The sequence below is a fragment of the Pseudoalteromonas sp. 3J6 genome (assembly GCF_903995135.1).
GTDB lineage: Bacteria > Pseudomonadota > Gammaproteobacteria > Enterobacterales > Alteromonadaceae > Pseudoalteromonas.
The window spans coordinates 2,480,897-2,505,135 of sequence record NZ_LR877185.1 but is presented as its reverse complement, the minus strand read 5'-3'; the positions used below and the strand labels follow the sequence as shown (position 1 = coordinate 2,505,135).

Annotated in this window: 19 protein-coding genes; 8 read left to right on the top strand and 11 right to left on the bottom strand. The window is 41.3% G+C overall.

The window, feature by feature from the left end:
* Nucleotides 1–8: 8 nt before the first annotated feature.
* From crcB to lrp, 5 genes are all read right to left on the bottom strand, one after another.
* The gene (crcB, locus tag P3J6_RS11235; protein ID WP_010389726.1) at nt 9–389 is read right to left on the bottom strand and encodes a fluoride efflux transporter CrcB; all 381 of its coding nucleotides are present in this window, start codon (nt 387–389) and stop codon (nt 9–11) included.
* Nucleotides 382–1,725, bottom strand: a complete 1,344-nt coding sequence (locus tag P3J6_RS11230; RefSeq protein WP_138604907.1) for a replication-associated recombination protein A — start codon at nt 1,723–1,725, stop codon at nt 382–384. Before P3J6_RS11230 ends, crcB begins: the two co-directional genes overlap by 8 nt.
* Nucleotides 1,718–2,344, bottom strand: coding sequence for an outer membrane lipoprotein chaperone LolA (lolA, locus tag P3J6_RS11225; protein ID WP_055011834.1), 627 nt, complete (start codon nt 2,342–2,344; stop codon nt 1,718–1,720). Before lolA ends, P3J6_RS11230 begins: the two co-directional genes overlap by 8 nt.
* Nucleotides 2,344–4,833: a DNA translocase FtsK gene (locus P3J6_RS11220; RefSeq protein WP_198523048.1), complete on the bottom strand. Its 2,490-nt coding sequence runs from the start codon at nt 4,831–4,833 to the stop codon at nt 2,344–2,346. Before P3J6_RS11220 ends, lolA begins: the two co-directional genes overlap by 1 nt.
* 196 nt (nt 4,834–5,029) lie before the next feature.
* On the bottom strand, nt 5,030–5,509 hold the full coding sequence (gene lrp, locus P3J6_RS11215) for a leucine-responsive transcriptional regulator Lrp (protein WP_008110073.1): 480 nt from the start codon (nt 5,507–5,509) through the stop codon (nt 5,030–5,032).
* A 139-nt stretch (nt 5,510–5,648) separates the two neighbouring features.
* Here lrp and ald point away from each other — a divergent pair, with 139 nt between their 5' ends.
* Nucleotides 5,649–6,770, top strand: coding sequence for an alanine dehydrogenase (gene ald / locus P3J6_RS11210; protein ID WP_054200757.1), 1,122 nt, complete (start codon nt 5,649–5,651; stop codon nt 6,768–6,770).
* Between the two features lie 119 nt (nt 6,771–6,889).
* Here the strand turns inward: ald and pssA are convergent, their stop codons facing one another.
* A complete protein-coding gene (gene pssA, locus P3J6_RS11205) occupies nt 6,890–8,215 on the bottom strand; it encodes a CDP-diacylglycerol--serine O-phosphatidyltransferase (protein WP_198523047.1) in 1,326 nt (441 codons plus the stop codon).
* 276 nt (nt 8,216–8,491) lie between these two features.
* Between pssA and trxB the strand changes: the two genes are divergently transcribed.
* The 5 genes from trxB (at nt 8,492) to infA (ending at nt 14,465) form a co-directional block, all read left to right on the top strand.
* A complete protein-coding gene (gene trxB, locus P3J6_RS11200; protein ID WP_008110078.1) occupies nt 8,492–9,442 on the top strand; it encodes a thioredoxin-disulfide reductase in 951 nt (316 codons plus the stop codon).
* A gap of 306 nt (nt 9,443–9,748) precedes the next feature.
* Entirely contained in the window at nt 9,749–12,562 is a 2,814-nt protein-coding gene (locus P3J6_RS11195; RefSeq protein ID WP_198523046.1) for a bifunctional aconitate hydratase 2/2-methylisocitrate dehydratase, read from the top strand.
* 180 nt (nt 12,563–12,742) lie between these two features.
* Nucleotides 12,743–13,459, top strand: a complete 717-nt coding sequence (aat, locus tag P3J6_RS11190; RefSeq protein ID WP_198523045.1) for a leucyl/phenylalanyl-tRNA--protein transferase — start codon at nt 12,743–12,745, stop codon at nt 13,457–13,459.
* Entirely contained in the window at nt 13,452–14,156 is a 705-nt protein-coding gene (locus tag P3J6_RS11185) for an arginyltransferase (protein WP_198523044.1), read from the top strand. The genes aat and P3J6_RS11185 overlap by 8 nt, the downstream gene beginning before the upstream one ends.
* A 90-nt stretch (nt 14,157–14,246) precedes the next feature.
* Nucleotides 14,247–14,465, top strand: a complete 219-nt coding sequence (infA, locus tag P3J6_RS11180; protein ID WP_002962494.1) for a translation initiation factor IF-1 — start codon at nt 14,247–14,249, stop codon at nt 14,463–14,465.
* 201 nt (nt 14,466–14,666) lie between these two features.
* Here infA and clpA read toward each other — a convergent pair whose 3' ends face one another.
* Complete coding sequence (clpA, locus tag P3J6_RS11175; protein WP_198523043.1) at nt 14,667–16,928, bottom strand: ATP-dependent Clp protease ATP-binding subunit ClpA; 2,262 nt, start codon at nt 16,926–16,928, stop codon at nt 14,667–14,669.
* 68 nt (nt 16,929–16,996) lie between these two features.
* On the bottom strand, nt 16,997–17,305 hold the full coding sequence (gene clpS, locus P3J6_RS11170; RefSeq protein ID WP_008110102.1) for an ATP-dependent Clp protease adapter ClpS: 309 nt from the start codon (nt 17,303–17,305) through the stop codon (nt 16,997–16,999).
* Nucleotides 17,306–17,514: 209 nt separating this feature from the next.
* Here clpS and cspD point away from each other — a divergent pair, with 209 nt between their 5' ends.
* Nucleotides 17,515–17,733, top strand: a complete 219-nt coding sequence (gene cspD / locus P3J6_RS11165) for a cold shock domain-containing protein CspD (RefSeq protein ID WP_138604913.1) — start codon at nt 17,515–17,517, stop codon at nt 17,731–17,733.
* A gap of 453 nt (nt 17,734–18,186) precedes the next feature.
* Nucleotides 18,187–20,409 carry an NADP-dependent isocitrate dehydrogenase gene (locus P3J6_RS11160; RefSeq protein WP_198523799.1) on the top strand — a complete coding sequence of 741 codons (2,223 nt, stop codon included), beginning with the start codon at nt 18,187–18,189 and terminating at the stop codon, nt 20,407–20,409.
* A gap of 95 nt (nt 20,410–20,504) precedes the next feature.
* Here P3J6_RS11160 and P3J6_RS11155 read toward each other — a convergent pair whose 3' ends face one another.
* From P3J6_RS11155 to P3J6_RS11145, 3 genes are all read right to left on the bottom strand, one after another.
* Nucleotides 20,505–21,746, bottom strand: coding sequence for an amidohydrolase family protein (locus tag P3J6_RS11155; protein ID WP_198523042.1), 1,242 nt, complete (start codon nt 21,744–21,746; stop codon nt 20,505–20,507).
* 12 nt (nt 21,747–21,758) lie between these two features.
* Nucleotides 21,759–23,141 carry an amidohydrolase gene (locus P3J6_RS11150; RefSeq protein ID WP_178955832.1) on the bottom strand — a complete coding sequence of 461 codons (1,383 nt, stop codon included), beginning with the start codon at nt 23,139–23,141 and terminating at the stop codon, nt 21,759–21,761.
* A 100-nt stretch (nt 23,142–23,241) separates the two neighbouring features.
* Nucleotides 23,242–24,027 carry a hypothetical protein gene (locus tag P3J6_RS11145; RefSeq protein WP_198523041.1) on the bottom strand — a complete coding sequence of 262 codons (786 nt, stop codon included), beginning with the start codon at nt 24,025–24,027 and terminating at the stop codon, nt 23,242–23,244.
* Nucleotides 24,028–24,239 lie beyond the last annotated feature (212 nt).

Here is a 24,239-nt window from a genome sequence, read left to right as displayed (position 1 = left end):
TTAGTTTTTTAACCTTTTTGCATTACTAGCTGAAGGCCCAGCCAAGCCATAAAAATACACACCATCACGTTTAAGATGATATTGAGGGCCATTTTAATAAAGTGACCTTGTTGTAATAACAACAACGAATCCATTGAGAATGTTGAAAAGGTGGTTAACGCACCTAAAAAGCCAATTCCGATGAGGGTTTTAGCGGGACTAACGGCAATAACCTGCTTATCGATTAAACCGTACAAAATGCCCATCAACAATGAACCCAGAATATTAACCGTCAACGTACCAAAAGGGAATCCCCTACCAAGCAGTTTTAGCATGGTTTCGCTAATAAAAAACCGTAAACAGGCTCCTGACGCTCCGCCAAGGGCTATCATCATGTAAAGTTTAATCATGCTCATAACGTTTTACTGGGCTTTGCGCGTCGCGCTCTTTTAAATAATCGAGCTTTTGTTTAATTTTTTGCTCAAGTCCACGATCACTTGGCTGGTAGTATTGTTTGCCATCCATTTCTGGCGGTAGGTATTTTTCGCCAGCAGCAAATGCACCCTCTTCGTTATGCGCGTAACGATACTCTGCGCCATACCCTAAGTCTTTCATTAGATTGGTGGGGGCATTGCGTAAATGCTCTGGCACTGGATAGCTTGGCTGATTTTTAGCATCGTCTTTAGCTTGGTTAAACGCCATATAAACCGCATTACTTTTTGGTGCGCTGGCTAAATATAAGGTGGCCTGTGCAATTGCACGCTCGCCTTCACTGGGGCCAACACGCTGAAAAATATCCCATGCGTTTAAAGCCACTTCCATAGCCCGCGGATCGGCATTGCCAATGTCTTCGGTGGCAATCGCTAATAAGCGCCTTGCAACATACAGCGGGTCGCCGCCACCGGCTAAAATACGGCAGTACCAATAAAGCGCACCATCGGGTGAACTGCCTCGAACTGATTTATGAAACGCCGAAATTAAATCGTAAAATTCATCGCCGCCTTTATCGTATTTGGCTAAATGCGTGGGCAGTACTTGGCTGAGTACCTGTTCGTCAACATGAAATTGGCCGTTTTGCTCAGTGGTTAAATCGACTGCTTGCTCGAGTAAATTAAGCACTTTACGAGCATCGCCACCACTTGCTTGGCATAGCGCCTGTTTGGCGTTATCTGCAATCACGATGTGTTTTTGGCTTAATTGCTCATCTTGTTTAAGTGCACGCTCTATTACCGTGTATAAATCGCTTTCCTGCAAGGATTTTAAAACATACACCCTTGCACGAGACAAGATCGCATTATTAAGCGCAAACGAGGGGTTTTCGGTGGTCGCGCCTACAAATATAAAAGTGCCATCTTCAATATGCGGTAAAAACGCATCTTGCTGAGATTTATTAAAGCGATGCACTTCGTCAACAAACATTAGAGTACGCTGGCCGCGGCTTTGTAAGTTATCGCGCGCTTGGGTTACGCTATCGCGTATATCTTTCACCCCAGCGGTTACTGCCGACATTTGAATTAGTTCAGCGTCGGCATGGTTGGCAATAATTTGCGCTAGCGTAGTTTTACCTACCCCCGGCGGGCCCCATAAAATTAAACTATGGCAACGCCCTGCAACAATAGCTTGATGCAGCGGCTTGTCGCTACTTAGTAAATGCTGTTGCCCTATGTAATCGTTAAGCGATAAAGGGCGCATACGCGCAGCGAGTGGGCGTACATCGGGCCCAAAGTTAAAACCTAAATTACTCACCGTTACTCTGATCGTCTATTTCTACACCCGCTGGCGGGGTAAATTCAAAAGTTGTTTTATCAAGCTCAGTATTAACCTGTGCATTGCTAAATGTAAACGCAGATAGCTGGCCTGAGTTATCTTTAACTACCAGTTTTGCAAGCCCTTGCTCGTTATCAGCAAAAGTAATATCAAGCTGCTCTACTTGGCTTTCTACGCCTTTATTTGGGGTAATGCTAAAGCCTAAATCGGTGGCAAGCACGCTGTATTTTTCCCATTGCGCAGGGTCTTTAGAGGTGAGCAATATAAACGGTGTAGAGTCAATTAAACCGCTGGTTTTCATGATGGTTACTTGCTCAGCAAAGCTATCAAAGTAATAGGTTTTATCGCCGTTTGACACAAATAACGTGTCGTCTGGGTTAGTTTGCTGCCAGCGAATCATCAATGGCTGTTGCAGCGCAATATTGCCTTGGCCTTGCATTACCAGTTGGCCTTCACCGTCGGTTACGTTTTGTTTAAATTGTGCTTTAAAGCTTTTTAAGGTCGATAACTTATCTTGTAATGCTTGGCTGTCGTCAGCAAAACTTGGCATAGCAACTAAACTGCCCAATACCAATAATAAACTACTTAATTTTTTCATTAATTTGCTCCATTAGGTACTAATACATCGCGAGCGCCGTTATGTCCTGGTGCACTCACGATACCTGATGTTTCCATTTGTTCTACTAAACGTGCAGCACGGTTATAGCCTACACGTAATTTACGTTGCACTGATGATACCGATACTTTACCGGTTTCTATTACAAAGGCGACCGCTTCGTCGTATAACGGATCTGACTCTTCATCGCCATTCTCGCTGGCTTCCCCTGGTAATAAAATATCTTCAGTGGCATCACCATTTAAAATTTCGTCTATGTAATTTGGTTTAGCACGGGCTTTCCAATCGTTTACCACGGCATGTACTTCATGGTCGTCTACAAACGCGCCATGCACACGCTCTGGCACACTGGTGCCTGGCGGTAAATAAAGCATGTCACCCATGCCTAATAAGTTTTCTGCGCCTTGTTGATCAAGTATGGTGCGCGAATCTATTTTACTTGATACCTGAAACGCCATACGTGTAGGTATATTCGCTTTAATTAAACCGGTTATTACATCAACCGACGGACGCTGCGTTGCTAAAATTAAATGAATACCCGCAGCACGCGCTTTTTGCGCAATACGAGCAATTAATTCTTCAACTTTTTTACCAACAATCATCATCATGTCGGCAAATTCGTCAATAACCACCACAATGCTAGGTAACTTATCTAGCTCATCTGGGCCCTCTTTCATGCCATCGGTGTCTTTAAATAATGGATCCATTATTGGGTAGCCCGCTTCTTTGGCTTCCATTACTTTTTGGTTGTACCCTTTTAAGTTACGCACACCTAAAGCCGACATCAGCTTATAACGACGTTCCATTTCACCCACACACCAGCGCAGTGCGTTGGCCGCTTCTTTCATGTCGGTCACAACCTCACATAATAAATGCGGAATGCCTTCGTATACTGAAAGCTCAAGCATTTTCGGGTCAATCATGATCATACGAACATCTTCAGGGCCCGATTTATACAGTAAGCTTAATATCATTACATTAACGCCCACTGACTTACCTGAACCCGTTGTACCGGCCACTAATAAATGTGGCATTTTACCTAAGTCGGCACACACAGGTTGCCCTGCAATGTCTTTACCTAGCACCATGGTTAACGGCGATGGGTTTTGCTCAAACTTAGGTGCGTTTATCACTTCTGACAAACGTACAATTTCACGGTATTTATTAGGCAGCTCAATACCGATATAGGTTTTACCCGGAATAACTTCAACCACGCGCACACTAATTGCCGATAGCGAGCGCGCTAAATCTTTTGACAGCCCAGTAATTTTAGACACCTTAATACCCGGTGCTAAATCAAGCTCAAAACGGGTAACAACAGGCCCTGGATAAACTCCAACCACGGTAGCTTGTACGTTAAAATCGAGTAGTTTTGTTTCTACAAGGCGCGATACGCTATCGAGCTCTTCTTGCGAAATTGGGTTTTTTGCTTTGTCGGGTCTGTCGAGTAAATCAAGTGATGGCAATGGCCCCGGTGGTGGCTCTTGCTCTAATAATTGCTCAAACTTTTCTTTAGCAGTTGGCGGCGGTTGAAACCCTGATTTAGGCTTGTTAATTGGCCTTGCTGGTGAAACCACCGTTGTGACAGGTTTTTCAGGTTCAACCACTGGGCTTTGATCCAGCGCATTAAGTGCTGCTTCTGTGTCCATAGGTTCATCGTCTATGGCGCTAAAGCTAATTTCTTGATCGAGTATTTGGTCAAGCTCGTCAAACGGCATAAACTCGTCGTCTTGCGGCGCGTTTACTTTAGTTGTTGGTTTGTCGAGTGCTTTTGGTTTGTCTGCTGTTTTATTAGCAAGCTCAGGTTCTTGTTGGCGTGTGTCGTCTTCAAAATAGGCATCGGGTTGCTCGTCTTGAACTTTACCTGCAATGCGTTCGCGTTGCATCCAACCGCGAGCATAGGTAACCAAAAAGCGGTATAACCTAACAATTAAATCACCCAAGTAATCAACAAATTGTACCCACGACACACCCGTTAATAGGGTTAATCCTGCAAAAAAGAAACACAGCAGTAAAATAGAGGTACCGGTAAAATTAAACGCAGGCATCATCGCCGATGCAATCACATCGCCCACTACCCCACCGGATGAAAAATTATAAATATCGTCAAAATTAATACTGCTGATAGCGGTGGCTGAGGTAATAAACAGCGCAAAGCCAATAATACGTAATCCAAGTGTGGTGTAATCGAGTTGCAAAATACGGTGTGGCTGCTTAAACACTAAATAGCCAAGCAGCTGAATAGCCGCTGGCACAAGATAGGCAAGCCAACCAAAGGTAAGAAGTAAAATGTCGGCCACCCACGCGCCCGCCGTACCTGTGATATTTTGTACATTGGTAAACTCACCCGTTTGCGACCAAGCAGGATCGGCAGGATGAAAACTAATTAAAGCACATAAAATAAATACCGCTGCAAAGGTGCTGACGATCAGCCCCGTTTCTAATAGTCTTTGTACACCGTTTAGGCGCATAATTACCTATCCCTCATTATTATTTTTTACACTCACTTGGCAATAGAATACCTTAGCAGGAAATGTATTTTGATGCACTTTATCTTAACCATGATGGCCTGATTATGAACAAGTTTTTATTATTTAGTCGTACACTCATTAAAAAAGCAAAGTTGGCTGCAACAATAAAAGTATATTAAAGGCTGTTACTTTATCATTAAGCAACAAAAGGACGAATAACAACGCCTTCTTCACCTTTTACTTCTTCCATCACTACGTAGGTACGACTTTCACTCACATTGGGCAGCTTTAATAATATATCACCGAGTACGCCTCGGTATTCTGACATATCGTTAACCCGGGTTTTTAATAAAAAGTCGAAATTACCCGAAACCAAATGACATTCTATAATTTCTTCGTGTTTTCTAACAGCAGCACTGAACTCTTCAAACACGTCGGGCGATGTTTTGGTAATGGTTACTTCCACATACACAGAAAGCCCTTGACCAAGCTTGGCAGGATCAACCACTGCTTTATAGCCTAAAATATACCCTTCTCGCTCTAGCTTTTTCACTCGCTCTAGACAGGGCGTGGCGCTTAGGCCAACTCGTCGGGCCAGTTCAACATTTGACAGGCGGCCATCAAGTTGTAATTCGACTAAAATTTTGCGATCAATACGGTCTAATAAGTTATGCATGGCTTTTTAGTTTTTTATTCTAATAAAATTAATTTTACAGATACTAACACTACAAAGGGCTTAAAAAAAGGTGAGACACACTACCCTGGCATGAATATAATAGTGGAAAATTTTTATCCCGTTCTAACAAGGCAAAATTATGATTATTGGTGTACCTAAAGAAATTAAAAACCACGAGTACCGTGTAGGTATGGTTCCTGCGAGTGTTCGCGAACTTGTAAATCACGGCCACCAAGTGATTGTTGAAACGAATGCTGGTATGGGCATTGGTTTTACAAATGATGATTATGTTCAAGCAGGCGCTGAAATTTTAGAAACAGCTGCTGACGTTTTTGCAAAAGCAGAAATGATCATCAAGGTAAAAGAGCCTCAAGCTGTTGAGCGTGCAATGTTACGTGAAGACCAAATTCTTTTCACTTACCTTCACCTTGCACCGGACCTTCCACAAACTGAAGACCTTGTTAAAAGTAAAGCAATCTGTATTGCGTATGAAACAGTAACTGATTCACGCGGTGGTTTACCACTTTTAGCGCCAATGAGTGAAGTTGCTGGTCGTATGTCTATTCAAGCAGGTGCACAAGCGCTAGAAAAAGCTAACCACGGTCGTGGTATGTTACTAGGTGGTGTACCAGGTGTTGAGCCAGCTAAAGTAGTTGTTATTGGCGGCGGCATGGTTGGTCGTAGCGCTGCACAAATGGCCGTTGGCCTAGGTGCTGAGGTTGTAGTACTTGACCGCAACATCGACGTATTACGTGCACTAGACGCACAGTTTGGTAACAAAGTTAAAGCTATTTACTCAACAGCTGACGCGCTTGAGAAGCACGTACTTGAAGCTGACCTAGTAATTGGTGGTGTACTTATCCCAGGTGCTGCTGCACCTAAACTAGTAACTGCTGAACACATTAAAGCAATGAAGCCTGGCGCTGCAATTGTTGACGTTGCAATCGACCAAGGTGGTTGTATTGCTACGTCTAAAGCAACTACGCACGCTGATCCTACTTTCATCGTTGATGAAGTTGTTCACTACTGTGTTGCTAACATGCCAGGTGCTGTTCCACGTACATCTACGTTTGCACTTAACAATGCAACATTACCGTTTATCATTAACCTTGCAAACAAAGGTTACAAAAAGGCACTACTAGATGACGCTCACTTCTTAAAAGGCTTAAACGTACTTAAAGGCCAAGTAACTTACAAAGAAGTAGCTGAAGCGTTCAACATGGAATATGTTGACCCACGCACTGCAGTAGAAAACGCGTAACTATTATTGTTACCGTTTATACCTATAAGTCATCATTAGGTATAAGCATTAAAAAAGCAGCTAATTAGCTGCTTTTTTTGTATCTACATTTTAGGGTCTGTGGTCAACAGACCCTAATGCTATATAAATCGTTTAATAATAAAGTCGACTTTTACACGCTTAGCTTGACCAAGCAGTTTTTTAACTGGCTGCGGGTAATCGCTCATGGTTTCTAAATCATCTGGACCGGTTAAACGACGACAATGTTTTAAAATTTCTTGGCGTTCATTATCAATATCGCGCATTATCGTTTGCTCAGGGTCTTCTATCAGAATACCATTTTCGATATCTAGCCCCCATGCACGCGGATTTAAATTATGCCCGCTAAGTAAATGCACTTTACGGTCACAACAAATCCCTTTTAAATGAAACGAGTTACTCTCGTGTTTCCACAGGTAAACGTTTAAGTTGCCATTATCTATGTGGCGTTTTTGCGATTTTACAAATTTATGCAAAATAGTTTCGTATAAATACGGTAATGCACCAATTTTACTAAACGGCTCGCTAGGTGGCAGGTAAAAATCGTTTGCGGTTTTATCGCCCACCACAATAGTGACTTGTTTACCTTGCTTTAATAAGCGACGCAAAGAGCGCATTAAAGGAGCCGGGAAATTAAAATACGGCGTGTATAACACCAACTCTTGCTCGGTAGTGTCAAACAGCGCTTTGATTAAGCGATTAAGTTCGTTATTACGACGGCCTAAACCCAAGAACAAACGAATGCCCATTGCATGAGTATTCAAGTTCTGCGCACTTTTATAGCTTGCCGATTTAAGCTCACGCATAAGTTGCTTTTGTTCAAGTTTAAAGTCAGCCATGCGTTTAAGCGGTCGTTGATCAATTCTTGGAACTGCTTCAGAGCTCAATAAGGTTGATTCGATAAAGTCGACTACTGAGTCACATAACTCGCTTTGCGAAACTAAAAAGTAGCGATCAAGTCGGTATCGGTCGCTATATTGCAAATACACATTGTTTAAACTGGCACCGCTATATAGTAGTGTGTCGTCAATAACAAAGCCTTTTAAATGCAACACCCCAAACAGTTCTTTGGCTTTTACAGGGACACCATACACTTGAACGTTTGAATTAAACTTCTCTAAGCTATCGCAATATAAACTTGCATTGCCCTCTGACTTTTCTGCGCCAATTAAACCGCGTTGCGCGCGATGAAAATCAACCAGTACTTTAATTTCAAGCGAAGGGTTAGCTAACGATGCACTGTGTAGTGCGGCTAAGATTTCACGACCCGCTTCATCATCTTGTAAGTAAAGTGTGGTGATATAAATTCGTTTTTTTGCGTTGGCAATTAAATCTAACAATTGCGTACGGTATCCTTGCGCATTGGTTAAGACGTTAACGTCTTTTGAAGTCAACCCAAATGCGGGTTTCTCTTGCCAAAATAACATAGTTGCCTATTCACTTAGGTCACATAATTAAGCAGTGACAAATCAAAATTAGTTAAAAGATAACAAAAAAAATCAGGCTGGTCATGAATTAACGTCGTTTTATTGGCTAACAGTCTATTTATTAGTCGAGCACTGCTTGTAAGTCATTTGCTAGTACACATTAATGAACAGCTTCGGAATTTGCGAAAAAAAATAATCTCATCTTTTATTTACTTCCTGCTTGTTTTTCTTAGAATCGGGCGCATTAAAACCGTATTAAACGTTTAGGAAAAGATCATGACTGAAGCAAAACATTGTAAGTTACTTATTTTAGGTTCGGGCCCTGCTGGCTACACAGCCGCAGTTTACGCTGCACGTGCTAATTTAAACCCTGTTTTAATTACAGGTATTCAACAAGGTGGCCAGCTAACAACCACTACTGAAGTTGAAAACTGGCCTGGCGATGCACACGGTTTAACCGGCCCTGCATTAATGGATCGTATGAAAGAGCATGCAGAACGCTTTGAAACTGAAATTGTGTTCGACCACATCAACAAAGTTGACGTATCTAAGCGCCCTTTCACACTAACTGGTGACCAAGGTACTTACACATGTGATGCTTTAATTATTGCAACCGGTGCCTCTGCGAAATATTTAGGCTTAGAGTCTGAGACTAATTTCCAAGGTCGTGGTGTTTCTGCTTGTGCAACCTGTGACGGGTTTTTCTATAAAGGCCAAAAAGTAGCGGTTGTTGGTGGTGGTAACACGGCTGTTGAAGAAGCGTTATACCTGTCTAACATTGCTGATGAAGTTCATGTTATCCACCGTCGTGATAGTTTCCGTAGTGAAAAAATTCTTGCAGACCGCCTTGCTGAAAAAGCAGCAAACGGTAACGTTGTAATGCACTACAACCGTACACTTGATGAAGTGCTTGGTGACCAAATGGGTGTGACCGGCGTTCGTATCAAAGATGTGGCATCAGATGCTACTGAAGAACTTGATTTAGCGGGTGTATTTATTGCCATTGGCCATAAGCCAAACACCGATATGTTTGAAGGTCAGCTAGAAATGAAAGACGGCTACCTAGTGGTTGAATCTGGTCTTAACGGTAATGCAACTCAAACAAGTGTGCCAGGCGTATTTGCTGCCGGTGATGTGTCTGATCATATTTACCGTCAAGCGATTACTTCTGCGGGTACTGGCTGTATGGCTGCACTTGATGCAGAACGCTTTTTAGATAACCTATAAGCATACATAGCATACTTTTGGGGCTGAATTTTCAGCCCTTTTTTGTGCCCAAACATTACGCCCGAGATAATTGCACTCGCACCAATATTCACTATATTTATAGTTAAAATTAGTCTTATTTATACAATTAATGACTCAGGTACGATAGGATCTAAGGGTGAGCAACAAATACCGTCAAATTATATAAGTAAAACTAGCTATAATTATCGTCAGGAATAAAAGCTTTATTCATTTAGGCATTACTAGAAACTGTAAAATCAGTTAAAATGCTTAACTTCATATCAAGTAAATTACCGAGAGTTTTCTATGAGTTTGTATACAAAATATATGGAAGAAATCCAAACCCGTAAAACGGAGCTTGGATTAAGCCCACAACCAATCGATAGCGCTGAACTAGTATCAGAAATAATTAATCAAATTAAAGATACTAATAACGAGCACCGTAAAGATTCACTGCATTTCTTTATTTTTAATACTTTACCTGGAACAACCAGTGCTGCGGGCGTTAAAGCACAGTTTCTAAAAGAAATCATTTTAGGTGAAGAGCACGTTGCAGAGATCACTCCAGAGTTTGCATTCGAACTACTTTCACACATGAAAGGCGGCCCATCAATTGAAATGCTAATTGATTTAGCCTTTGCTGATGACGCAAAAATCGCAGCGCAGGCTGCAGAAGTATTGAAAACTCAGGTATTCTTATACGATGCAGATATGGAACGCTTAAAAGCGGCCTACGAAGCAGGTAATGCAATTGCTAAAGAATTACTAGAGAGCTTCTCAAAAGCTGAATTCTTCACAAAACTACCTGACATCGAAGAAAAAATCGAAGTAGTAACTTACATTGCTGGTGAAGGCGACATCTCAACTGATTTACTGTCTCCAGGTAACCAAGCACACTCACGTGCTGACCGTGAATTACACGGTAAGTGCATGATCACTGAAGAAGCACAACAAGAAATTGTTGCTCTCCAAAAGAAACACCCTTACGCTAAAGTAATGCTTATTGCTGAAAAAGGCACCATGGGCGTTGGTTCATCACGTATGTCTGGTGTGAATAACGTAGCACTTTGGGCTGGTAAACAAGCAAGCCCATACGTTCCTTTCATCAACATTGCACCTGTTGTTGCAGGTACAAATGGTATTGCGCCAATCTTCTTAACAACGGTTGATGTAACTGGCGGTATTGGTCTTGACCTTAAAAACTGGGTTAAAAAAGTAGATGCAGACGGCAATACAGTAACTGATGCAAATGGTGATGCAGTGCTTGAAGAAGCCTACTCTGTTGCTACGGGTACTGTATTAACAATCAATACTAAAGAGAAAAAGCTTTATAACGGCGATAAAGAGCTTGTTGATATTTCATCAGCGTTCACACCGCAAAAAGTTGAATTCATGAGAGCCGGTGGTTCTTACGCTGTTGTATTCGGTAAAAAACTACAAACGTTTGCTGCTGAAACTCTTGGCATTGAAACGCCGCTTGTTTATGCACCTTCAAAAGAAATCTCACACGAAGGCCAAGGCTTAACAGCGGTTGAAAAAATCTTTAACCGTAATGCGGTAGGTGTACTATCAGATACGCCACTTCACGCAGGCTCAAACGTTCGCGTTAAAGTGAACATCGTTGGTTCGCAAGATACAACCGGTCCAATGACAGCACAAGAATTAGAAGCAATGGCTGCTTCAACGATTTCACCTCTTGTTGATGGTGCCTATCAGTCTGGTTGTCATACAGCATCAGTATGGGATAGCAAAGCACAAGCAAACATTCCTAAACTAATGGCGTTTATGAATAAGTTTGGTTTGATCACTGCACGTGACCCGAAAGGCGTTTACCATGCAATGACTGACGTTATTCACAAAGTATTGAACGACATTACAATTGATGATCGCGCTATCATCATTGGTGGTGACTCGCATACACGTATGTCTAAAGGTGTTGCCTTTGGTGCCGATTCAGGTACTGTTGCTGTTGCACTTGCAACCGGTGAATCAGCGATGCCAATTCCTGATTCAGTTAAAGTAACGTTTAAAGGTAAAATGGCTAAGCACATGGATTTCCGCGATGTTGTACATGCAACACAAGCGCAAATGCTTAAGCAATTTGGTGGCGAAAACGTGTTCCAAGGTCGTATCATTGAAGTTCATATTGGTACCCTAATGGCTGACCAAGCGTTTACTTTCACTGACTGGACTGCAGAAATGAAAGCGAAAGCGTCAATCTGTATTTCAAATGATGAAACGTTAATTAAGTCAATTGAACTTGCTAAGTCACGTATCCAAATCATGATCAACAAAGGTATGGAAAACGAAGCACAAACGCTACAAGGTCTAATCGACTTAGCCGACAAGCGTATTGCAGGTATTCAATCTGGTGAAGAGCCAGCACTTTCTCCAGACGACAACGCTAAATACCACGCAGAAGTTGTAGTTGATTTGGACCAAATCGTTGAACCAATGATTGCCGATCCAGACGTAAATAACGATGATGTTTCTAAGCGTTATACTCACGATGTGATCCGCCCTGTTTCTTTTTACAACGACAAGCCTGTTGATTTAGGTTTTGTTGGTTCGTGTATGGTTCACAAAGGCGATATGAAAATTATTGCTCACATGCTACGTAACCTTGAGAAGAAAAACGGTTCTATCTCATTCAATGCGCCATTAGTTGTTGCGCCACCAACATACAACATTGTTGATGAGCTTAAAGCGGAAGGCGATTGGGATATTCTTGCTAAATACGCAGGTTTTGAATTTGACGATGCAAAACCAAAAACGGCTGCACGTACTAAGTATGAAAATATCTTATACCTAGAACGTCCTGGTTGTAACCTATGTATGGGTAACCAAGAAAAAGCAGAACCTGGTGATACTGTTATTGCAACATCAACACGTCTGTTCCAAGGCCGTGTAGTAGCCGATACATCTGAGAAAAAAGGTGAATCACTACTAGGTTCTACGCCAGTTGTAGTTCTATCTTCTGTTCTTGGTCGTTTCCCGACTATGGAAGAGTATAAGTCTGCGGTTGAAGGTATTGACCTTACATCGTTTACACCTGTTGAAGAAGCAATGACAACTAAGTTCAACGCAGGTGAAGCTGTACCAGTAAAAGTGGTTAGCTAATTCGATTAGTTTACCATTTAATTAAGCGCGTTTTTTAACGCGCTTTTTTTATGCCTAAAATTTACCTAACAGCAATGTAAGCCCTGCTCAACCCTATAGAGAACACAATAATTTGTGGTTTGTGATTTTAAAGCAACAGGTTACACTTTGTCTTGACCATGCAGTTATTCAATCGGTGTTATGACTAAACAACTTTATCAACTCGCTCAAAGCCACTTTGCTTTTCCTGATCCCAACCATGCATTAGATGATCCAGATGGTTTGCTTGCCATTGGTGGATGTTTATCGTTAACGCGGTTAAAAAATGCTTATTTATCTGGTATTTTTCCGTGGTTTAGTGAGCACGAGCCAATTATGTGGTGGTCACCCAGTGAACGCGGTATTGTTGAGCTTGATGACTTTCATGTTAGTAAAAGCTTGCGAAAACATTTAAAAAAGCACCCGGTCACCGTAACTATTAACCATGCCTTTGAAGAAGTGATAGAAGCGTGCCGCGATCAACGCCTTGATACCGATGGCACTTGGATCACCCCGCAAATGCAACAGGCGTACATAAAAGCGCATTACAATGGCTTAGCTCATAGTTTAGAGGTATGGCGTGAGGGAGAGCTTGTAGGCGGCTTATATGGGATTATGCAAACTGGCGTTTTTTGTGGTGAATCAATGTTTCATCATCAAACAAATTGCTCCAAACTGGCGATGTGGGCGCTGGTTAATTGGCTTAAGCGCCATGATGCGCATTTTATTGATTGCCAATTAGAGAATCCTTATTTAATGTCGTTAGGTGCCAGCGTGATTCCACGTGAAGAATTTTTAACTAAACTTAATAAAGCACAGTGTTACACCCCAGCTGCCAGCATGTGGCAGCCACAGGAGCTAATCGCGATATATGAATGAACAACTTCCAGCTCGTATAGGCCTAAGCCAACTGTTTGAATGCAGTTATTTACCTGATCGCCAAGAGCAACTGCTGGTGATACTCGACCCAAGTTGTTATAGCAGCAACAAGTTTGAGTCGTTATTAGGATTAGGCTTTCGTCGCAGTGGTAACCAAATTTACCGTCCGCACTGCCCTATTTGCAGCGCGTGTAGTTCTGTGCGCGTTTTAGCTGATGAGTTTATGCCGACAAAATCGCAAAAACGTAAACTTAACAAAGCAAAAAAACGCTTTGAGGTAAAATATTCACAGGTTGAACGCGAACAATACTATCCACTTTACAGTAAATATATTAGCTTGCGCCACCAAGACGGCTCTATGTATCCACCTGATAAATCACAATTTCAAAGCTTTTTGTTTTGTAGCTGGTTAACCATCACCTTTATAGAGCTTTGGGATCAAGAAAACTTGGTGGCCGTTGCTGTAACTGATTGTATGGACAACGCTATTTCGGCTATTTATACATTTTTTGACCCTGACTACGAACACTTTAGTTTAGGGACTGTAATGATATTACAGCAGCTTAAATTTGCTAAACAGCAACACAAACAGTTTGTTTATTTAGGCTATCAAATAGATGAATGCGACAAAATGAAGTATAAAGCCCAGTTTTTACCCGCCCAAAAACAGCTCAATGACCAGTGGGTGGCTATTTAATTTACAAAAATAGCCCCTGCGCCTTTACTTATTGCCGTATTTTGGGCAAAATCTGCAGCGTTTAACTATTAAAGAGGTGTTACGCTAAACATGGCGAAAGAAGACGTAATCGAAATGCAAGGGACAGTCCTTGATACTTTACCAAATACAATGTTCCGAGTTGAGCTAGAAAATGGTCACGTAGTTGTGGCTCATATTTCAGGTAAAATGCGCAAAAACTATATCCGTATTTTAACCGGCGATAAAGTAACGGTAGAAATGACTCCTTACGATTTATCGAAAGGTCGTATCGTATTCCGTGCTCGCTAAGTAAGTGCGTAAACGAGATTTAGTTTTTGGCTAGTGAAAACTAGCTTTAAGCGTTTATTAAATGTAATTAATGGTAGTAGCCAGTAATTACATTTAATAAACAAAAAACCCAGCCTTTGCTGGGTTTTTTGTTGCCTATTTCTTTGGCAAATAAAAAAAGCCTGCATAAAGCAGGCTTTTTAAATTGCTAACTTTTTTAGGTTAGGCTGGCGTTAAGTCACTCTCGTAATCAAAACGCAGCTTTTTATCTTTAACCGATACTTTTACCGTACCGCCAGAAATTAGCTCACCAAACAGTATTTCGTTAGCCAATTGCTTTTTAAGATCTTCTTGAATAACACGTGCCATAGGACGTGCGCCCATTGCTTTGTCATAGCCTTTGTCAGCCAACCACTCACGTGCTTTTGAGGTAAGCTCAAGGTTAACTGACTTCTTATCCAGTTGCGCTTGTAACTCAACAACAAATTTATCAACCACTTGCAAAATAACCTCTTTCTCGAGGTGATTAAACCAAATAATATTATCTAAGCGGTTTCTAAATTCAGGTGAAAATACTTTGTTAATTTCACCCATTGCATCGTGTGTGTGATCTTGCTCACTAAAACCAATCGACTTACGCGTGGTTTCTTGCACGCCGGCATTGGTGGTCATCACCACTACTACGTTTCTAAAGTCAGCTTTTCGGCCGTTATTATCTGTTAGCGTACCGTGATCCATAACTTGTAATAAAATGTTGTAGATATCAGGATGCGCTTTTTCAATTTCATCCAGCAATACCACTGCATGTGGGTTTTTGATCACCGCTTCTGTTAATAAGCCGCCTTGTTCAAAACCTACATAACCCGGAGGCGCACCAATTAAACGGCTCACCGCATGGCGCTCAACGTATTCAGACATATCAAAACGAATAAACTCAACACCCATACATTTAGCTAATTGCTTGGTAACCTCTGTTTTACCTACCCCTGTTGGGCCTGCAAATAAGAACGAACCAACCGGTTTGTTCTCGTTTGCTAAACCTGAGCGCGATAAGCGAATAGCAGAAGTTAATGCATCAATGGATTGATCTTGTCCAAACACCAACATTTTTAAATTACGGTCTAAGTTTTTCAGCGTTTCTTTATCAGAAGACGACACATTTTGTGGTGGAATGCGCGCCATTTTTGACACAATCATCTCAATATCAGATACACCAATGGTTTTTTTACGCTTAGACGTAGGCAGTAAACGTTGGCTTGCGCCCGCTTCATCAATAACATCAATCGCTTTATCAGGTAAGTGACGTTCATTAATATACTTTGCACTTAGCTCGGCGGCTGCTTTTAACGCTTTTTGCGTGTAACGAATACCATGGTGTGCTTCGTAACGTTCTTTTAAACCGTTAAGAATTTTGGTGGTATCTTCAACGCTAGGTTCAAGCACATCAATTTTTTGAAAACGGCGAACTAAGGCGCGATCTTTTTCAAAAATATTTTTATACTCACCGTAAGTGGTAGAACCCATGCAGCGTAATTGCCCACTTGAAAGTAACGGCTTAATTAAGTTTGAAGCATCCATTACCCCGCCCGAGGCAGCACCTGCACCAATGATGGTGTGAATTTCATCAATAAATAAAATTGAACCCGGTTTTGCTTGTAACTCTTTTAATAAACTTTTAAAGCGTTTTTCAAAATCGCCTCGGTATTTGGTACCGGCAAGTAACGCACCCATATCTAAAGAGTACACAACCGCATCTGCAATAACTTCAGGTACTTGTTCATTAACAATACGATAGGCTAAGCCCTCGGCAATGGCTGTTTTACCAACGCCGGCTTCACCAACCAGTAATGGGTTATTCTTTTTACGACGACACAGCACTTGCACTGTGCGCTCTACTTCGCTGTCACGACCAACAAGCGGGTCAATGTTACCCTCTTTAGCGTGTATATTAAGGTTTGTAGTAAAGCTGTCGAGCTTGCTCGCTTCCTCACTTGCTACTTCTTGTACCTCTTCATGAATGTCGTCGGTGTCATCGCCTAATTCGTCGTCACCTTTGGCAATTCCATGAGAAATAAAGTTAACAATATCAAGTCGAGAAATATCATTCTTTTTAAGTAAATACACTGCTTGGCTTTCTTGTTCAGAAAAAATAGCCACCAGCACATTCACGCCAGTCACCTCATTTTTACCCGAAGATTGCACATGAAATACCGCGCGCTGTAATACACGCTGAAAGCCAAGTGTTGGTTGAGTTTCGCGTTCTTCTTCTAAATCGGGAATAACCGGTGTGGTTTCATCAATAAATTCAAGTAACTCTGTTTTTAATCCAGAAACGTCAACACCACACGCATTGAGCGCTTCTCCAGCTGATGGATTGTCGAGTAGAGCGAGTAAAAGATGCTCTACGGTCATAAACTCATGACGACGTGTACGCGCTTCACGAAACGCGGTGTTCAAAGTTAGTTCTAAGTCTTTATTTAGCATTGGCAACCCCTTACAGAGATAATAATTTTATACCGCACTTCAAAGATGAAAGTTCACCTTTATGGTATTTATTCCTGCTCACAACTACATAGCAGTGGATGCTCGTTATCCCTTGAGTAGCGGTTAACTTGCTCAGCCTTGGTATGTGCTACATCGGCGCTATAAACACCACATATACCCTTACCTTGCTGATGTATTTGCAGCATCACATCAGTTGCTCTATCGCTATCCATATTAAAAAACGTCATTAAGATCTCTATTACAAAATCCATCGGCGTGTAATCATCGTTGTTTAATACAACTTTATATTTTCGCGGTGGCTGCAACTTTTGCTTTTCACTATCGCGAACGGTGTCGATAACACCAGAATCTTTCATACCACTCATAATTAAATATAGTCTTGTCTTTGTAACTCAAGCAAACTTGAATAAAAAAATAAATAAAATGTTAAAAAATAACCTAAAACACTTGACTGGTTGCTTAAATAAACTACAGTCAAATGGTGATTGATTAAACCTTAGTCAGTCTAGCAAACAATACAGTTTAGGATAACTAAATTAGTCAACTTATAGAAGGATGTAGAAGTATGGCTTGTGGTAAAGTCAAATGGTTCAACAACGCCAAAGGTTTTGGTTTCATCGTAGAAGACGGTTGCGAGAACGACATTTTTGCTCATTACTCCACAATTGTAATGGACGGATACAAGACACTTAAAGCTGGTCAAGATGTTACCTTCGAATTACAACAGGGCCCTAAAGGTCTACACGCTACTAATATAGCGCCTAATGGCGATATTATAGGGTGATTGTAATTATGAGACTAAAGCGAGTGACCTGTTTAGATCCTCGCTTAATTTCTTAAAAATCCCTAACCACTCCAATATAAATTGCCTCATTGTTTGTTAATTCAACCCCACTCCTTGATTTTATTTTATCTACCCCAATAATTTCAGTATTAAAAGTTTAACTGCTGGCGTCTGGCGTGTAATCCTAGCCCTTTTTAGCCAAGCTTGTTACACTCTTTATCCTGTAAAACGTAATTACTTTAGCCTAATGGCTAGTTTGTATTTACATAAATTTTAGTTATAAAAGACACTAGTCCGTCAGGTGTGATTATTCTCACCTTGTTTAGGTTATACGAGTACCAACACCTAACAGACTACTCATTGCATGTACTAATGCTTAATTTAAAAGTATTAGGCGATGATTTCTTTGCATTGTTGAATTTGGCCAATGCGGCCTACTATCTAGGAATGATGATGACATCAAAAATTATCTATACAAAAACGGACGAAGCTCCGGCACTAGCAACTTATTCGTTGTTACCTATTATCCAAGCATACACAAATGCGGCAGGTGTTGAAGTTGAAACACGCGACATCTCATTAGCTGGTCGTGTAATTGCGAGCTTCCCGGATTACCTAACAGAAGAACAACGCATTGGTGATGCACTTGCAGAACTTGGCGAAATGGCAAAAACACCAGAAGCTAACATCATTAAATTACCGAACATTAGTGCATCAGTTCCACAACTTCGCGCTGTAATTAAAGAGCTTCAAGAAAAAGGTTATGCACTTCCAGAATACCCGGTTGAACCTAAAAACGATGAAGAGAAAGCGATTCAAGCAGCCTACGATAAAATTAAAGGCAGCGCAGTAAACCCTGTACTTCGTGAAGGTAACTCTGACCGTCGTGCACCAGGTTCAGTGAAAGAGTATGCACGTAATAACCCACATTCAATGGGCGCGTGGAGCAAAGATTCACAATCATACGTTGCAAGCATGGAAGAAGGTGACTTCTTTGGTTCTGAGCAATCACTAACTGTTGATGAAGCAACGGATGTTCGTATCGAACACGTAGCGGCTAATGGCGATATCACTGTACTTAAGCAAAGCACGCCATTACTTGCTGGTGAAGTAATTGATGCATCACGTATTAGTGCAGCAAAATTACAAGCATTCCTAGAAGCTGAAATCAATGCAGCTAAAGAAAAAGGCGTGTTATTTTCGCTTCATATGAAAGCAACCATGATGAAAGTATCTGATCCAATCATCTTTGGTCACGCTGTAAAAGTATTCTACAAAGACGTTTTTGCAAAACACGGTGCACTTTTTGAAGAGCTAGGTGTTGATGTAAATAACGGTCTAGGCGATGTGTACTCTAAAATTCAAACATTAGATGACGCTAAGCGCGAAGAAATTGAAGCAGACATTCAAGCGGTTTACGCTAACCGCCCTGCTATCGCCATGGTTGATTCTCATCGTGGTATTACAAACTTACACGTACCAAGTGATGTGATCATCGATGCTTCTATGCCTGCTGCAATTCGTTCAAGCGGTCAAATGTGGAATAAAAACGATAAATTACAAGACACAAGCTTTGTAATTCCAGATCGTTGTTACTCTGGCGTTTACCAAGCAACGATTGATTTTTGTAAACAGCACGGTGCTTTTGATCCTACAACTATGGGTAGCGTACCAAACGTTGGCCTTATGGCTCAAAAAGCGGAAGAATACGGCTCACATGACAAAACATTTGAAGCAAAAGCTGACGGTACTATTCGTGTTGTTGACACAAACGGTAACACCCTACTTGAGCACAGTGTTGAGCAAGGCGATATCTGGCGTATGTGTCAGGTTAAAGATGCACCAATTCAAGATTGGGTTAAACTTGCAGTAAACCGCGCTCGCGCAACTGGTAATCCGGCTATTTTCTGGTTAGATGCAGAACGTGCACACGATGCTGAGCTAATCAAAAAAGTGAACAAATACTTGCCAGATCATGATACTGCTGGCCTAGATATTCAAATTTTATCGCCAATGGATGCAACCTTATTCTCACTAGCACGCATCAAAGAAGGTAAAGATACGATTTCTGTAACAGGTAACGTATTACGTGATTACCTAACAGATTTATTCCCAATTTTAGAATTGGGTACTAGTGCTAAAATGCTTTCAATTGTGCCACTGATGAATGGCGGTGGTTTATTTGAAACAGGTGCCGGTGGTTCTGCTCCTAAGCACGTTCAACAGTTTGAAAAAGAAAACCACTTACGTTGGGATTCTTTAGGTGAGTTCTTAGCACTTGCTGCGTCACTTGAACACCTAAGCACAACAACGGGTAACAACAAGGCACAAGTACTTGCTGATACGCTTGATAAAGCAACGGGCACATTCCTAGCTGAAAACAAGTCACCTTCACGCAAAGTTAAAGAGATTGATAACCGTGGTTCTCATTTCTTCTTATCTTTATTCTGGGCTCAAGAACTTGCTAAGCAAAATGAAGATAGCGAGCTTAAAGCGCAATTTACACAAATTGCTAGCGACCTTGAAACCAACAAAGAGCAAATTGTTAACGAGCTAAACGATGCACAGGGTCCTGCAATGAACATTGGCGGTTACTTCCAGCCAAATGACGATGCAGCCTTCAAAGCAATGCGTCCAAGCACGACATTTAACGAGATTTTATCTAAACTAGTATAAATCGATTAAATGAATGAAAAGGCGCTCACAGAGCGCCTTTTTTGTGCCTAAGAAAAAGGCCACTAATGCGGCCTTTTCAATTCAACTTTAAAAGTTTATTTTGTGTATGCGCGTGGCATGTTCGACTCTGTTGTATAGCGCTCACGCAGTTTATCTTGGCGAGATTCAGTACTAACCTCAACACCATTGATAAATATTTTATTCACGTGGCTGCTCAGCTCAAACGGGTCGTTACTCCACATAACAACATCAGCGGCTTTACCTACTTCTAGGCTACCCGCGTTAATACCAAATACATCAGCCACATTCGAAGTCATGGCCTTTAATGCGCCTTGTTGGCTCATACCGTAAGACACTGCGTTACCGGCATCGTAGCGAAGCTGGTAAACATTGTGACTTGCGTCACCACCCACAGTTAGTAGCACTTTAACACCGGCTTTTTCTAGTATGCCGGCATTATTCAAGCTCGCATGCAACGAATCAAAGCTACCTGGTAAGTTATCCATTGCACTAATGATCACAGGAATGCCTGCTTTAGCGATGCGATCTTTAACTACAACGGCATCTTGAGCGCCATTAAGGACAATGTTTACGCCAAACTGCTGTTTCACTTTTATTAGTTCAACAATATCTGATGCACGCGACACACTAATTAGTAATGGTATATCGCCTTTTAGTACTTTAGCCATTACCGTGTCTTCAGCACTTGGCTTAGCGTCGTCTTTTTTAGCGTCTTTACTTGCTTTAGTTTGATGCTCATCTAACTTATTGATAAGTGTTTGCAAGGTAAATGCACGAGAGCCTTTGCTGCGTTCACCCAAATGAACCACTAATGCTGCTTGCTTTTTATTTACGCTTTCAAAGCTACCACTTAAATCAACAACACTTGCAAGGCCTGCAAATATGCTGTCACCACCGTAAGGGGTGATCAAATCGCGAGTAATACCGCCTTTACGTGCATAAGCAATTAAGCTTGAACGAGGATTAAATGCCAAGCTTGCATCAAAATCGATACCCGCTTTGTCTTCTCCTGCATCGCGAGAACCGGCAACCGCACCTACTTCAACTAAGCCAAGCTGGTTTACACTGGCTATAAAACCTGGAGTCACTATTTGACCTTGAGCATCAATAACTTTGTCAACTTTAAAATCGCTAGGGTTAATGGCAGTGATTTTGCCATCATTCATAACTATGCTAGCTCCTTCTAATACACCTTGATCTGAAGATGTATGCAAAGTTGCATTAATAATTGCCAGTGACTCTGCGCTCACGGCACCCGATGCTAGTAGCCCTGCAGCAACCAGAGAAAGCGAAAACGAACGTGATAATTTTTTCATTCTGGGTGCTCCTTATTGTTGACCTAACATAAAATCACTTTGTGCTTGGAATGCGCTATCGTTTCTATCGTAAACTTTTGCACCATCAACAAACACTTGCTCTGCTTTTGCATAAACACTAAACGGGCTTTGATTCCAAATAACAACATCAGCTTGTTTACCTGTTTCAAGTGAACCTGTTTTATCTTCAATGCCTAATGATTTAGCGGCGTTAGACGTGATCCATTTAATCGCGTGTTGCTCAGAAATATCAAACCCATTTTGGTTTGCACTGTACATTACTTTTGCGGCTTCTTGGTTCAAGCGTTGAATCGTCGTATCAGAATCTGAGTGCACAACAGCACATGAGTTTTTAACTGCATCAACAATAGCTACGTTCTCTTGCACCATATCGTAGGCTTCCATTTTAAAGCCCCACCAGTCTGGCCAAAGTGCTGCACACGAGCCATTTTCAGCTAATAAATCAGCAATTTTATAGGCTTCAATTCCGTGGTGGAATGTGCCGGCATGGTAATTAAACTCTTTAGAAAGGTCGATCATCATCGCCATTTCTTCTGCTTTGTAGCAGTGATTGTGAATACGAACTTCACCTTCTAAAACACCACGTAATGTATCGTATTTAATATCACGATGTGGAGCTTCTGGGTTTTTACCCGCAGCGTAATCAGCATCGTATTTATCCCACTCACGCTTATATTCTTGAGCGCCAATCCAAGCTGTACGATATCCTGCCATATTACCCATACGTGTCATCGGTAATACGCCTTTACGACCGTAAACACGTTTAGGATTTTCACCACATGCCATTTTTAAACCGTATGGCGCATCAGGAAATTTCATTCCTTGCATGGTGTGAGCCGGTACATTTTTAAGGGTAACGCCACGTCCACCGAATAAATTAGCCGAACCCGGTAAAATTTGTAATGACGTAATACCGCCTTCACGTGCGCGATTAAAACCTGGATCTTGTGGCCAAATTGAATGCTCAACCCATACTTCTGCAGTATTTGGACTGGTCATTTCGTTACCATCTTGATGAGACTCAACCGATGGATTTGGATAAGCACCTAAATGTGAATGAACGTCAATAATGCCTGGTGTTACCCATTTACCTTGTGCGTCGATGGTGGTATCTGCATCAGCGGTTAAATCTTTACCAATTTGCTGCACTTTACCGTCGACAATTAATACATCAGCTTCATCTAAACGCTCACCCGTCCCTGTTAATACAGTCGCATTGGTGATTAACGTGCTTGATGTCGCTACCGGTTGGTAAGTACTTGGGTATGGGTTTTTATTAATGGTTACTTTGTCATCTTGTGGGCCGCTTTCTTGGCAACCAACAAGTGCTGCTGCTAAACCAACAGCTAACAATGAGGGAGCAAATTTTTGCATGTTTTTAGGTTCTCCTGTTTTTTTACTACTTTAGCGAAAGCAAACGCATAAAGCTAAAAAAACAGGTGAAAAGGCGGTTATTTAAGGTGAATTTCTGTAATTATTTTTTTATATAATTGTTATAAAGCTTATCCAGAGCTCCTTCGGTGGTGAGCGATGGATCTTTACTTATAAAGTGTTTAACCGTTCGGGTTACAAAATCCGAATTTTGCTTATGTAATTTTGAAAAATCTTTAATCAATGTATTACCATCTTTTGCGGCTGTAACTTTATCATGACGATGTCTGTATTGACCCAATGCCTTATTAAAATCACCTTGATAGTCTTCCACTAAAATTTTATAAAAGTCACTTTTTTGTACTTTCAATACAGTAATGCAATAGTTAAGCGCTTCTTTGAAATCGGTAAATACAGTGCCTTCAACATCAAACTCTTTAGTTTTTTCACGCACTGTGACACGTGCTTCCTCAGTGGCATAACTAAAGCCCGTAAAGGCGAGTCGCTCAGCCGCTTCTTTACCGAGTTTCATACCCGCTTGAATACTATGAGCAAATTCATCACTCATGTCAGCGAGCTCGTTTTCTTCCCACATGTTATAAACGCGCAAAGGCTTTGCATACTTATTAGATAACTTCTTTTTAAGTTTGCTAAATCGCTCATCAATGGTCATTAATCGCTCATTGTGAAGTAATGCATGGCATTCATAACAAGCTGCAATGGCAACAAAGTCAGCTTCTTCACCTAGATCAATAATACTTTGTAGCATATGCAATGGCGGGCAATGATCGCGCTCTGTTGCCTCACAGCCGCAATAAAAACATTGGTTAAAATGCTGTTGCTCACACGCATAAGCTTGCTGGTAGTAACTTGCTAACGTTTTATTCACAATTGCGCTCCAAAAATATAAATGCCACAAATTTAGGGCGCGATAATAACAGCCTGAAAAAATATTTCAGTAGGAAAACGCTAAAGTGTGTCAAAAATAAATTACTTAACCTGAACTCTGGTTAAGAGATTTACTAAAATATTGAATTATATTAATAATTTGGTTTGTTTTCTCCAGCCAGAAATTTACAGTGAAAACAAGGCGAATTTTCG

Excerpts from the sequence above, each read along its gene's own strand:
- pssA (WP_198523047.1), bottom strand. The coding sequence starts at position 8,215 with ATGTTATTTTGGCAAGAGAAACCCGCATTTGGGTTGACTTCAAAAGAC.
- P3J6_RS11150 (WP_178955832.1), bottom strand. The coding sequence starts at position 23,141 with ATGCAAAAATTTGCTCCCTCATTGTTAGCTGTTGGTTTAGCAGCAGCA.
- clpA (WP_198523043.1), bottom strand. The coding sequence starts at position 16,928 with ATGCTAAATAAAGACTTAGAACTAACTTTGAACACCGCGTTTCGTGAA.
- crcB (WP_010389726.1), bottom strand. The coding sequence starts at position 389 with ATGATTAAACTTTACATGATGATAGCCCTTGGCGGAGCGTCAGGAGCC.
- cspD (WP_138604913.1), top strand. The coding sequence starts at position 17,515 with ATGGCTTGTGGTAAAGTCAAATGGTTCAACAACGCCAAAGGTTTTGGT.
- ald (WP_054200757.1), top strand. The coding sequence starts at position 5,649 with ATGATTATTGGTGTACCTAAAGAAATTAAAAACCACGAGTACCGTGTA.
- trxB (WP_008110078.1), top strand. The coding sequence starts at position 8,492 with ATGACTGAAGCAAAACATTGTAAGTTACTTATTTTAGGTTCGGGCCCT.
- P3J6_RS11185 (WP_198523044.1), top strand. The coding sequence starts at position 13,452 with ATGAATGAACAACTTCCAGCTCGTATAGGCCTAAGCCAACTGTTTGAA.
- clpS (WP_008110102.1), bottom strand. The coding sequence starts at position 17,305 with ATGAAAGATTCTGGTGTTATCGACACCGTTCGCGATAGTGAAAAGCAA.
- P3J6_RS11220 (WP_198523048.1), bottom strand. The coding sequence starts at position 4,833 with ATGCGCCTAAACGGTGTACAAAGACTATTAGAAACGGGGCTGATCGTC.
- aat (WP_198523045.1), top strand. The coding sequence starts at position 12,743 with ATGACTAAACAACTTTATCAACTCGCTCAAAGCCACTTTGCTTTTCCT.
- P3J6_RS11155 (WP_198523042.1), bottom strand. The coding sequence starts at position 21,746 with ATGAAAAAATTATCACGTTCGTTTTCGCTTTCTCTGGTTGCTGCAGGG.
- lolA (WP_055011834.1), bottom strand. The coding sequence starts at position 2,344 with ATGAAAAAATTAAGTAGTTTATTATTGGTATTGGGCAGTTTAGTTGCT.
- infA (WP_002962494.1), top strand. The coding sequence starts at position 14,247 with ATGGCGAAAGAAGACGTAATCGAAATGCAAGGGACAGTCCTTGATACT.
- P3J6_RS11195 (WP_198523046.1), top strand. The coding sequence starts at position 9,749 with ATGAGTTTGTATACAAAATATATGGAAGAAATCCAAACCCGTAAAACG.
- P3J6_RS11160 (WP_198523799.1), top strand. The coding sequence starts at position 18,187 with ATGACATCAAAAATTATCTATACAAAAACGGACGAAGCTCCGGCACTA.
- lrp (WP_008110073.1), bottom strand. The coding sequence starts at position 5,509 with ATGCATAACTTATTAGACCGTATTGATCGCAAAATTTTAGTCGAATTA.